The sequence below is a fragment of the Ruegeria sp. YTSC004 genome (assembly GCF_059609805.1).
Genome location: NZ_JBXWMJ010000013.1, coordinates 125,945 through 137,572 on the forward strand (window position 1 = coordinate 125,945; position 11,628 = coordinate 137,572).

Annotated in this window: 9 protein-coding genes; 7 read left to right on the forward strand and 2 right to left on the reverse strand. The window is 53.4% G+C overall.

Annotated elements, in window-relative coordinates; all coding sequences use genetic code 11:
* Positions 1–202 precede the first annotated feature (202 nt).
* From xylB to AC2FFP_RS19965, 3 genes are read left to right on the forward strand one after another with little or no spacing between them, the layout of a single operon-like run.
* Positions 203–1,660, forward strand: a complete 1,458-nt coding sequence (xylB, locus tag AC2FFP_RS19955; protein ID WP_282120642.1) for a xylulokinase — start codon at positions 203–205, stop codon at positions 1,658–1,660.
* The gene (locus tag AC2FFP_RS19960; RefSeq protein ID WP_282120643.1) at positions 1,657–2,604 is read left to right on the forward strand and encodes an aldose epimerase family protein; all 948 of its coding nucleotides are present in this window, start codon (positions 1,657–1,659) and stop codon (positions 2,602–2,604) included. Before xylB ends, AC2FFP_RS19960 begins: the two co-directional genes overlap by 4 nt.
* Before the next feature lies 1 nt (position 2,605).
* On the forward strand, positions 2,606–3,907 hold the full coding sequence (locus AC2FFP_RS19965; RefSeq protein ID WP_496769347.1) for a cytochrome-c peroxidase: 1,302 nt from the start codon (positions 2,606–2,608) through the stop codon (positions 3,905–3,907).
* Here AC2FFP_RS19965 and AC2FFP_RS19970 read toward each other — a convergent pair whose 3' ends face one another.
* Positions 3,908–5,419, reverse strand: coding sequence for a CRTAC1 family protein (locus AC2FFP_RS19970; RefSeq protein WP_496769345.1), 1,512 nt, complete (start codon positions 5,417–5,419; stop codon positions 3,908–3,910).
* Complete coding sequence (locus tag AC2FFP_RS19975; protein WP_496845147.1) at positions 5,409–6,626, reverse strand: ROK family protein; 1,218 nt, start codon at positions 6,624–6,626, stop codon at positions 5,409–5,411. Before AC2FFP_RS19975 ends, AC2FFP_RS19970 begins: the two co-directional genes overlap by 11 nt.
* A gap of 151 nt (positions 6,627–6,777) precedes the next feature.
* On the opposite strand from AC2FFP_RS19975, the gene xylF reads away from it, so the two are divergent.
* The 4 genes from xylF (at position 6,778) to xylA (ending at position 11,278) form a co-directional block, all read left to right on the forward strand.
* Positions 6,778–7,797, forward strand: a complete 1,020-nt coding sequence (xylF, locus tag AC2FFP_RS19980; protein WP_496881404.1) for a D-xylose ABC transporter substrate-binding protein — start codon at positions 6,778–6,780, stop codon at positions 7,795–7,797.
* A 63-nt stretch (positions 7,798–7,860) separates the two neighbouring features.
* Positions 7,861–9,159 (forward strand): sugar ABC transporter permease, encoded by a 1,299-nt coding sequence (locus AC2FFP_RS19985; protein ID WP_496769339.1) that lies wholly within the window; start codon positions 7,861–7,863, stop codon positions 9,157–9,159.
* Positions 9,159–9,962: an ATP-binding cassette domain-containing protein gene (locus tag AC2FFP_RS19990; protein ID WP_496738333.1), complete on the forward strand. Its 804-nt coding sequence runs from the start codon at positions 9,159–9,161 to the stop codon at positions 9,960–9,962. Before AC2FFP_RS19985 ends, AC2FFP_RS19990 begins: the two co-directional genes overlap by 1 nt.
* An 8-nt stretch (positions 9,963–9,970) precedes the next feature.
* Positions 9,971–11,278, forward strand: a complete 1,308-nt coding sequence (gene xylA, locus AC2FFP_RS19995; protein WP_496769336.1) for a xylose isomerase — start codon at positions 9,971–9,973, stop codon at positions 11,276–11,278.
* Positions 11,279–11,628 lie beyond the last annotated feature (350 nt).

The window sequence follows — 11,628 nt, forward strand, 5'->3', positions numbered from 1 at the left end:
AAGAGGTTTGAGCCATATTCGGTCAAACGATTAAACTCAACTCTTGCTCTGTCTTTCTTTTGGCTATCCTGGGTATCGAAGGTTGTCGCGTTCGTGCTTTCTGATCCAGATACGATTGGAGGGCACTCCTTTGACGGAGCCTTGACAAGATCCCTGTTTCAAATAATTTTAATCATTAAAATATATAGGCGGGTGGTGCTCAATGTATCTGGGCTTAGATTTGGGAACGTCAGGTCTCCGCGGGATTCTGGTAGATGACACAGGACACGTTGTCGGTGATGCCGAAGTCAGCATTTCCACTTCGACGCCTAAGCCTGGCTGGTCTGAGCAGGATCCTTTGGATTGGACCAACGCTTGCGAAGAGGTTGTTGGGAAGCTTCGCATTGGCAACCAGCAAGCATTCTCAAAATTGCGAGGTATTGGCCTAAGCGGACACATGCACGGCGCTACACTACTGGATCATGATGGCGAAGTATTGAGGCCCTGTATTCTTTGGAACGATACTCGGTCAGCCGACGAAGCGGGGACACTAGATCAAACACCAGAGATGCGCGCAATATCGGGAAACATCGTATTCCCGGGGTTTACGGCGCCGAAACTCGAATGGTTGCGTGCGAATGAGCCGGATGTGTTCTCAAAGGTCGGCAAGGTATTGCTGCCGAAAGATTATTTGCGGTTTTGGCTGGCTGGCGAATATGTTTCAGACATGTCTGACGGCGCAGGAACATCCTGGCTGGACGTTGACACTCGGCAGTGGTCAGAAAAGGCGCTAGCCATAGGTCACATGCGTGTCGAGCAGATGCCGCGCTTGGTCGAAGGCAGTGATCCGGGTGGAGAGTTGAAGACCCGATTGAGGCAGGAGTGGGGGCTTTCGAATCCGGTTGTCGTGGCTGGAGGTGCTGGCGACAATGCTGCCGCTGCCTGCGGGATCGGGAGCATCAACGACGGCACCGGTTTTGTCTCACTCGGAACGTCTGGCGTATTGCTTGTTGCGCGGGAAGCCTATGCTCCTGATCCGGAAACAGCCGTGCACTGTTTTTGTCATGCGGTTCCTGATCGGTGGATACAAATGGGTGTTATGCTTTCAGCAACGAACAGCATGAACTGGCTTGCTCGCAATCTGGGCGAACCCGTGGAAAGACTCGCTTCAGCTATGCCTGAAAAACTGAATGGACCTACAGCGATCACCTTCCTGCCATATCTGTCAGGAGAACGGACGCCGCATAACAATAGCCATATTCGAGGCGCGTTTTTGGGCGTGGACATCTCGTCGGAACCAGCTGAGTTGACCCAGTCCGTAATGGAGGGTGTTTCCTTTGGAATGAGAGATTGCCTAGAAGCACTGAAGAGCACCGGAACCCAGCCAAATAGCCTTATGGCAGTGGGGGGAGGAGCACGATCTCGGTTCTGGCTGGAAACCTTGGCTACTGTTTTGCAAGTTCCACTGGATTTGCCAAAAGGCAGCGAATTCGGTGCCGCTTTGGGCGCTGCGCGCCTCGCGATATGTGCTGCCAACGGCGCTGAGCCGGCGCAAGTCATGACACCGCCGGATATTCAGGAACGCATCGAACCACGCGGCGATCTGATTGACGTCTACGAAAATGAATACCGGAGATATAAGCAATTCTATGAGGCGCTTGCGCCGCTGGCGGTAAGATGAAACCAGAAACGGGTAAGCCCCATCAGATTGAAACTGCTATTCTTACCGATGGAAGTATGCGTGTTTCGGTCCTGAACTATGGGGCAATCACGCAGGGTTGGTGGTACAAGGACGTCCCGCTCATCCTTGGGTTCGAGGACCCAAATGAGTATCTCACCGATACGCGTTACCTGGGCGCAATTGTAGGGCGTGTTGCCAACCGGATCAGCGGCGCGACGTTTGACTTGGATGGCGCCAGTTTTGAGCTGAACGCCAACGAGGGCAAAAACACACTTCATGGCGGGGACGATGGGCTGTCTAAACAGTTTTGGGAACTCGAACCGATTGCACAGAACGAAGTCTTTCTGAGCTATGTTTCTCGCGACGGTGAGGGCGGCTTTCCGGGTGAGATCAGGTTCGAGGTCAGGATATGCCTGCTGGGTCCACGCTTGGTATATTCAATAGCTGCACAACCTGACCGGCCGACGCCAATAAGCATTGCGCAACACAATTTCTACACTTTGGGCGCCTCGGAAGGCGTAGATCGGCACAAGCTTAGACTCGCTTCAAATCGGTATCTGAAAATCGACGATCAGGGTATCCCGTCGGGCAGGGTGCTTGCGACCACCGACAAAGCGTTGGATTTTTCAAAGCCCAAAACGATTGGCAGTGCTCCCGAAGGGATCGATCATTATTTTTGCTTTGATCATGATCGCGGCCCAAAGGCTCCGGTGGCGGAGCTCACTTCACCTTCTGGCCTTGCGTTGACAGTCTACTCTGACCAACCGGGAGCACAGGTGTATTCGGGCTATGAGCTGACAAAACTGCGGCGCACTTCGCGTGGTGTGTGTATCGAGCCATCGGGTTACCCCAACGCACCGAATATCTCGTCGTTTCCTTCAATCATCTATACTCCGGAGTATCCGTATCGGCAGGAACTTATTCTAGAAGTTTCTGAGGAATGACATGAGAGCAGTTTCGCTATTCTTGATTATCGGCTCAACAATCTCAGCGGTGGGTGGTGCGCGTGCCCAATCGCTTGGTTCTCTGCCGGAGTTCCTCGAACCCGACTTTGCAAGTGCTGAGCTGGGGCGTTTGCTGTTCTATGACCCGATCTTGTCTGGCAACAGGAATATCAGCTGCGCGACCTGTCATCATCCCAGGCTTGGCACGTCCGACGGTGTTTCCCTTGGTATAGGGGAAGGGGGAATTGGGTTGGGTCCAGAGCGGACATTGGACCCAGGGAATACCCCGGAACAACGTATTCCTCGAAACTCACCAGGGCTTTGGAACCTCGGGGCCACTGAGTTCACGACGTTTTTCCATGATGGGCGACTAGAGGCAGACCCAACGCAACCTGATGGTATCAGAACACCGTTGGGTACTCATATGCGGTCTGGTTTCAATTCAGCGCTGGCCGCACAGGCCATGTTCCCGGTTTTGTCGCCAGACGAAATGGCGGGTCACTATTCTGAGAATGATGTGAGCAAGTCGGTTCGCCTTGGCTTTCTTACACAGCAAGGCGGTGCGTGGGATCTGATTGCAGAACGTGTTGCGGCCATTCCAGAGTACGAGCAGAGGTTTGAGGATATAGCGCCGGATGATGGAGTTACGTTCACGGCAATTGCCAACGTAATCGCAGACTTCATCGCGTTCGAGTGGCGCGCGGATAACAGCCTCTTCGATCGTGCGATGCGAGGTGAGGCTGAATTGTCAGAAGAGGCCGAAATTGGCATGGGCCTGTTCTATGGAAAGGCTGGCTGCAGCAACTGCCATTCGGGCTGGTTTCAGACGGATCACAAGTTTCATTCGATCGCAATGCCGCAGATCGGCCCGGGAAAGGCGGCGCGATTTGAAAACCATGTCAGGGACGACGGGCGTCTTCGCGTGACCGGTGATCCCGACGACGCGTTTGCTTTCCGCACGCCATCTTTGCGTAACGTGACACTGACAGCTCCTTACGGACACAACGGAGCTTTTGCCGAACTTGAGGACATCGTACGGCATCATCTGGACGCGGTTTCGTCGTTGGAAAACTACTCGATCGAGTTGGCCGCATTGCCGGACTTCCCGGGCCCCAAAGATCAAAGGGCAATGTCGGACCATCAGCACGTGGAGGCGATTGCCCAAAGCAACGGCTTGTCGAAAATAAGCCTGACGGATCAGGAAATCGACGCTCTTCTCAGATTTCTGGCAAGCCTTGAAGACCCGGCAGAGCGGCTAGGTGTGCCCGACCAAGTTCCAAGCGGGTTGCCGGTCGACAAGTAATCAGCGGTAAAGACGTATGATTTGGTTGGGCTGATAGTCCAACCACTCGCCTTTCGATCCATCCGGCCAGATCATACGAACCTGCACCTGGTCCTCACTCCCAAGTCCAAAATGCTGAAACCCAGCGATACCACCAGCGTGACCGCCGCCGATTGTGAGCTCGCGGGTCTGAACGCCCAGCGAGGTTTTGACTTCAATAAATCCACCAATTGCTGATTGATTGGATTGATCCTGAGTGACATCAATTAATAGCCAGTTGCCACCCTGAGAAGAGTTCTGGCTGACTTCGAGCTCAGAACCTCGGTTGACGACAACAAGATCCAACTGACCGTCATTGTTTAGGTCGGCAAGGGCCGCGCCGCGTGATTTAGTCATCGAAGCGATGCCGGCATCTGCTGCAGCTTCAATAAACTGACCGTCGGAGTTCTGTAGTAGTAGGTTATTGGGGTCGTTCAGAGCCGCATCGGGCATCTGTTCTACGTTTCCCTTGGCCACGAATATATCGTCCCGGCCGTCGTTGTTGACGTCGCCAAACTGTGCGTGCCACCCGGTGGATGGCCTTCCGTCTCCGCCGATATGCGGTCTATGAGCGGTCGTACCCTTTTCGTAAGTTGCATCGCGCCAGGTCGGGCCGTTTGTCACTGGGTCAAAAATCTGGAGTTTCTGGTCACCCATAGAGGTCAGATAAACTTCGGGAAATCCATCTCCTGTAAGGTCCCGAGAGGCGATCCCCATTCCCCAGATCGAAAATGGAAGCCAGCCTTCGCCTTCTGAGTATTGCCGAGGCTCAGGTTCCATCGCCCATAACTGCTCGTGACCGCCGCGAACATAGTAGTGGCGGTCGTTGCTGACGCGAAGATCTGCGCGGCCAGTTCGGGCCCAGTCCGAAAACAAAATGGAAAGTGAGCAGTAGCCGGGCTCAAGATGCAGCGGCTCACGATACGAGTCGCCTTCTGGACGGTACAAAAGGGTTGGGCCGCAGGATTCAAAGGGACCTTCGGGATCAAACCGATCAACATAGGTGCCAAACGCCAAGGTCGGTAAAGCTTGCCCGCTTTCCCATGTTGCCGAGAACCCTGTGGTCCAGTGATCCTCGGACTGAAACCCGAGTTCAGTAAAAGGGCTGAATTGGCAGTCGGGATGGCCCCGAAGAAGCAGGTCTGGGCCAACACGCAAAATCGCCAGATCTACTAACCCGTCGCTATCAAAGTCGAGAGGGTAGGCGCCGGTCACACCGGCCAGCGAAAGATCTTCAGGCGTCTTTGCCTGAAATGCTATCTGTTCCTTCGAGGTATTGATGAACAGTTGAGATCGGTTGGAACCGCCAGCCAAAAATAGTTCTGGCAGCGAGTCCCCATTGCAATCGAAAACGGCCACACCACCGCCGACAAAATGCTCCCACCCGCCATCATAGACATGTTTTGGTACTTCCACATTTGTAAACTGGGGAATAACAGCGCCCGCATTCGCAACTGTGCCCAGAGTCGCAAATATCGCAAACTCAAGACGCATTCGACGTCAGCTCCTTGACCTTGAGAATTGAGATTTGTTCAATTCCATAGGCTGCCGCCCCCTTGGCCCACATCATGTCACCCCAGTGATGAACTTTGATCTGGGGTAAAGGTGCATCGACATTCACAACGCCGCTTTGAATGCGGGTCATAACTTCGTTGGAACACAAATGCTCAAAGCTCATTTGTGCCCCCGAGACGATAATGCACTCTGGGTCATACAAGTTGATCAGGTTGGAAATCCCGAGGCCAAACATCTGACCTGCGCGGGCAAGCACCGACGAAGCTCTGGCGTCACCCGAGTTGGCGCGGTCATGAATGTCGGAAATGGAGTCCATGTCGTTGGTATGACCAGTTACCGTCATCTCGCGGATCAAAGCATAGTCGCCCACATAGGCTTCTAGACACCCGCGTTGCCCGCATTGGCATAGGGCCCCGTCAAGTTGAACTTTGGTGTGCCCAAACTCAGCGCCGCAACCTCGTTCTCCGCGGTATAGTTTGCCGTCCAATACGATGCCAAGGCCAACACCGTGTTCGATCGTAACAACGAGGAAGTTCTTTAAACCCTTGCCCAAGCCAAAAAGCTGTTCGGCCTTGGCGACAAGATTGGCGTCGTTGTCGACGAATGCGGGGCAGGGCAGCGCATTTGAAAGCAAGTGGCTAAAATCAATGTTTCTCTTAGTAATCGAAGAAGACCAGTGCACAAAATTCTTGTTTGCATCGACCAGTCCAGCCACCCCGATAGAAACACCTGCCAAATGAGCGACAGAACGATCGATCTGATTGCAGGTTTCTTCAAGAGCTTCGCGGATCGCCGATACAAATTCTTGCGGCGACATCCTGGCGTGATCCAAAGCATATTTATGGGATGCGACTTCGTTTCCTTCAAAGTCGACCAAGATAACCGAGATCACTTGCCGAGCCACCTTGAGACCGGCTACAAGATACATCTGGCCGTCCAATTGCAGCAATACTCTGGGTCTGCCTCTCTTCCCCGACTTGGACTGTGCCTGGCTTTCAGTCTCTTTGACTAGCCCGGCCGAGATGAGATCAGCCGTGGCAGCGGTGACGGTCGCAGGGCTGGTTTGCAAGGCGGATGCAATATCGATCCGCGAGACGGACCCTTTGGCTCTGATGTGCTCCAATACCCGCAGGCGGGTCGTATTTCTTTGTTCCAAAGAAACCGGAGAGGCTTTGCTTTTCAGCATCTTGTCCTCGCGAATCTTGCTGTTGGTCCAATCTATTTGAATTTGCCTGCCTCTTGTAGAGTAAATATTTTACTGGCTGAAATAAATATGGTATTCAAATTTGTGAGAGCCGCGAATCGAAATGCGATGGCTCGGCAAATGGGAGGAAATCATGAAGAGAATTCTCAGCTTTTCGGCTGTGGCCACTTTGTTGGCTTCGACCGCATTCGCAGAGCCAGTAATTGGCGTAAGCTGGTCGAACTTTCAGGAAGAGCGTTGGAAAACGGATGAGGCGGCTATTAAATCGGCGCTTGAAGCAGGGGGTGCCGAGTACATCTCGGCGGACGCGCAATCGTCTTCCGCAAAGCAGCTATCGGACATCGAAAGCCTGATCGCCCAAGGTGTAGACGCGCTTATTATTTTGGCCCAAGACGCGCAAGCAATCGGACCGGCTGTTCAGGCTGCGGCTGACGAAGGTATTCCGGTCATTGCTTATGATCGCCTGATTGAGGATGACCGTGCGTTCTATCTGACTTTCGACAATGTGGAAGTCGGCAGAATGCAGGCTCGGGCTGTCTTTGAGGCCATGCCCAAAGGCAACTACGTGATGATCAAGGGCTCTCCTACTGATCCGAACGCAGATTTCTTGCGGGGTGGACAGCAGGAAATTATCGGAGCAGCAGTGGACAGCGGTGACATCGTAATCGTTGGTGAAGCCTATACCGATGGCTGGTTGCCCGCGAACGCCCAGCGGAACATGGAACAAATCCTGACCGCGAACGAGAACAACGTGGATGCAGTCGTTGCGTCGAATGACGGTACTGCAGGCGGTGTTGTTGCTGCGCTGACCGCGCAGGGCATGGAAGGCATTCCGGTTTCCGGTCAGGACGGCGACCACGCAGCATTGAACCGTGTCGCATTGGGAACTCAGACGGTTTCGGTTTGGAAGGATGCTCGCGAACTTGGAAAGGCCGCTGGCGAAATTGCTGTTGCGTTGAGCGGTGGGACAAGCCCTACTGATGTCGAAGGTGCAGTGAGCTGGACGTCACCGGGTGGAACCGAGATGAACTCGGTTTTCCTAGCGCCTGTTCCAATCACTAAGAGCAACTTGTCCGTGGTTGTTGATGCCGGATGGATCCCGCTGGAAGATCTTTGCCAGGGCGTTGAAAACGGACCTGCCCCTTGTAACTAAATCACTCAGCCCTAGGCCTCTTAGTCTGGGCCTGGGGCAAATGCTGAATATGAAAGATCGGAAATGACCGAAACTTCGTCTCAGCCGATACCTGAAAAAGCGAAACCCAGCCTGTTCCAGCAACTGGAACTGGATATGCGGCTTTTAGGAATGATCGGCGCATTTGTCATCCTGTGTATCGGGTTCAACATCTTCACGGACGGACGGTTCTTGACGCCTCGGAACCTGTTCAACCTCTCCATCCAGACGGTTTCAGTGGCCATTATGGCGTGCGGAATGGTGTTCATTATCGTCACTCGCCACATCGACTTGTCGGTAGGAGCGCTGCTGGCAACAACCTCGGCTGTGATGGCTATGACGCAAACCGAGCTTTTGCCGCAAATACTTGGGATGGGTTTGAACAATCCGGCAACCTGGGCGATCACAATTGTTGTTGGCCTGTTTGTCGGCACACTGATTGGTGCGTTTCATGGCTGGATGGTCGGCTATCTGACGATACCAGCCTTCATCGTCACGCTTGGTGGATTTCTGGTGTGGAGAAACGTGGCGTGGTATCTGACCAGCGGCCAGACGATTGGTCCTCTGGATAGTACATTCCTGATGTTTGGCGGGACCAACGGAACACTGGGCACGTCGACAAGCTGGCTGTTTGGGTTGTTCGCCACCGCGATCGCGATCTGGGCGTTGTGGAGTGGTCGCCGCGCAAAAGCGTCACATGGTTTCCCGGTAAAACCTGTTTGGGCCGAGGCCACTCTGGCCGGGATAATCGCAATTGCTATCCTTGGGTACGTTTACATCGTAAACAGCTACGCCATTCCGACGCGCCGGCTGCAACGTATGTTCGAAGCGCGCGGCGAGACAATGCCAGAGGAGCTGGTTGTAGGATACGGCATACCGATTTCTGTCCTCATTCTGATTATCGTGGCCGTCACGCTGACAATTGTGGCGCGAAAAACCCGGTTTGGACGCTACATCTTTGCCACCGGCGGAAACCCGGATGCGGCAGAGCTTTCTGGCATCAATACTCGGCTGCTGACCGTGAAGATTTTTGCGCTTATGGGCTTCCTGTGCGCCGTTTCTGCTGTGGTCGCCTCGGCGCGTCTGGCAAACCACTCAAACGACATTGGCACGCTGGACGAACTGCGCGTCATCGCCGCTGCAGTGATCGGAGGAACCGCATTGTCCGGCGGCATCGGCACTATCTATGGCGCGATCCTTGGCGCATTGATCATGCAGGCGCTGCAATCGGGCATGGCAATGGTTGGCGTTGACGCGCCGTTTCAGAACATCGTGGTCGGCAGCGTCCTCGTGTTGGCTGTCTATATCGACATCGTTTATCGCAAACGACTGGGGGCAAAATGATGCAAGCACAGGATATGCAGAAAAAACCTTCCGGCACCGGGCGCGGTTCAGGCGCGCCGCCGTTGGTCGAGATGCGCGATATCTCGATTTCCTTTGGTGGGGTCAAGGCCGTCGACCATGTGTCGGTCGATCTCTATCCGGGTGAAGTCGTTGGTCTACTTGGCCATAACGGGGCCGGAAAGTCCACGTTGATCAAAGTATTGTCCGGTGCCTATCAGATGGATCACGGCGAGATCCTGATCGATGGCAAGCCGGTCGAGATTGGCAATCCCCGTGACGCCCGGGCAAACAATATCGAAACGATATATCAGACGCTCGCCTTGGCCGACAATCTGGACGCGACATCAAACCTGTTCCTGGGGCGCGAGATGACGACGCCTTTTGGTTTGGTCAACGACGCAGCCATGGAGGCCGAGTGCCGAAAAATCATGGCGCAGCTCAACCCGAACTTTCAGAAGTTCAATGATCCGGTTTCCGCCTTGTCAGGGGGGCAAAGACAATCAGTGGCGATCGCTCGGGCTGTCTACTTCAACGCACGTATTTTGATCATGGATGAGCCGACAGCAGCGCTTGGGCCGCATGAAACTCAGATGGTGGCGGATTTGATCCACCAGCTAAAGGCGCAAGGCATTGGGATATTCCTGATCGATCATGACGTGCATGCCGTCATGGAACTGTGCGACCGCGCATCGGTCATGAAGAACGGAAAACTGGTTGGCACGGTCGATATCGCAGACGTCACTGATGACGACCTTTTGTCGATGATCATTCTCGGCAAACAGCCAACGCAAAAAGCAGAATAGGGTCAGGTATGACAAGCGGATTTTTCAATGGGATCGAACGGATCCAATATGAGGGCGTGGATAGTCAAAACCCAATGGCCTTCCGGCATTACAACCCCGATGAAGTGATTTTGGGTAAACGCATGGAAGACCATCTGAGGTTTGCAGTGGCCTGGTGGCATTCCTTTGCATGGGAAGGGGGGGATCCCTTTGGAGGACCCACCCTGGAGCGCCCATGGCATCCGCAGGACGACATGGGACGGGCCCGCATGAAGGCCGATATCGCTTTCGAGATGTTTGAACTTTTGGGTCAACCCTATTTTTGCTGGCACGACGCTGACATCCGTCCCGAGCAAGGCAACTTTGCTGAAAACCTCAATGCCTTGGAAGAGATCACCAATTACATCGGTGAAAAGATGCAGGTTTCAGGCACCAAGCTTCTTTGGGGTACGGCCAATATGTTTAGCCATCGTCGCTGGATGTCCGGCGCCAGTACTAATCCAGACCCTGACGTTTTTGCATACGCCGCAGCGACAGTAAAATCCTGTATCGACGCGACCCACAAGCTTGGCGGCGAAAACTATGTTCTTTGGGGCGGACGTGAAGGCTATGAGACCCTGCTGAACACGGATCTGAAAACCGAACTGGACCACATGGGCCGATTTTTAAACATGGTCGTAGAGTACAAGCACAAGATCGGGTTCAAAGGTACAATTCTTGTAGAACCGAAACCTCAGGAGCCTTCCAAGCACCAATACGACTATGACGCAGCTACTTGCATCGGATTTCTCAGGAAGTACGGGTTGGAGAACGAAGTGAAACTGAATCTCGAGCAGGGCCATGCGATTCTTGCTGGGCATAGCTTTGAGCATGAAATTGCGGTCGCGGCCGCAGAAGGGATGCTGGGTTCGATTGATATGAACCGCAACGACTATCAGTCTGGATGGGATACAGACCAATTCCCGAACAATACACCGGAAGTTGCCCTAGCTTACTATTACATCTTGAAGGCCGGTGGTTTTACCACCGGTGGCACTAATTTCGACGCCAAAATTCGCCGACAATCGATTGACGCCGTCGATCTGGTGGCGGCTCATATCGGTGGAATGGACATATGCGCGCGCGGTTTGAAAGCAGCGGCTGCAATGATTGAAGATGGAGGTTTGGAAAACGCGCTTTCGCAACGGTATTCCGGTTGGAAATCTCCAAAAGCGGAGTCCATGTTAAGCAGCAGCCTGGATGAAATTTTCGCTCGCGTTTTAAGTGACGGAATAAACCCAGAGCCGCAATCTGGACGCCAGGAAATACTAGAGAATTATTTGAACAGATTTGTTTAACTGCCAAACTTAGGTATTTTCCGCTGTTGTCAAAAGTCACGCCAAGCCGCCCTCGGTTCTGAGGACGCGAGGGGAGGTTTTGTTCATAGCCCGTCCATAAAGACAAATCCTTTCCTTGATCTGGTCAAACGGCCGCAATTCTTTTTGGGTCACAAATGCTTGACGTTTGGGTCAGAAATGAATGACGTGATTGACCGATTTAATGAGGTTTTGGCCGTCGATTGAGTCAAATATCAGTGACGTTCCACATTTACTATTGAACGTCACACGAATCTGACCCAACCGTCACAGTTGGACCAGAAACGGGGTGAACGTTCGACATCGGAAGGCACCCCCGATGTTGGACATCA

Bases quoted from the DNA above. Each gene is read 5' to 3' on its own strand.
- xylB (WP_282120642.1), top strand. From the start codon at position 203: ATGTATCTGGGCTTAGATTTGGGAACGTCAGGTCTCCGCGGGATTCTG.
- AC2FFP_RS19985 (WP_496769339.1), top strand. From the start codon at position 7,861: ATGACCGAAACTTCGTCTCAGCCGATACCTGAAAAAGCGAAACCCAGC.
- AC2FFP_RS19990 (WP_496738333.1), top strand. From the start codon at position 9,159: ATGCAAGCACAGGATATGCAGAAAAAACCTTCCGGCACCGGGCGCGGT.
- xylF (WP_496881404.1), top strand. From the start codon at position 6,778: ATGAAGAGAATTCTCAGCTTTTCGGCTGTGGCCACTTTGTTGGCTTCG.
- xylA (WP_496769336.1), top strand. From the start codon at position 9,971: ATGACAAGCGGATTTTTCAATGGGATCGAACGGATCCAATATGAGGGC.
- AC2FFP_RS19960 (WP_282120643.1), top strand. From the start codon at position 1,657: ATGAAACCAGAAACGGGTAAGCCCCATCAGATTGAAACTGCTATTCTT.
- AC2FFP_RS19965 (WP_496769347.1), top strand. From the start codon at position 2,606: ATGAGAGCAGTTTCGCTATTCTTGATTATCGGCTCAACAATCTCAGCG.
- AC2FFP_RS19970 (WP_496769345.1), bottom strand. From the start codon at position 5,419: ATGCGTCTTGAGTTTGCGATATTTGCGACTCTGGGCACAGTTGCGAAT.
- AC2FFP_RS19975 (WP_496845147.1), bottom strand. From the start codon at position 6,626: ATGCTGAAAAGCAAAGCCTCTCCGGTTTCTTTGGAACAAAGAAATACG.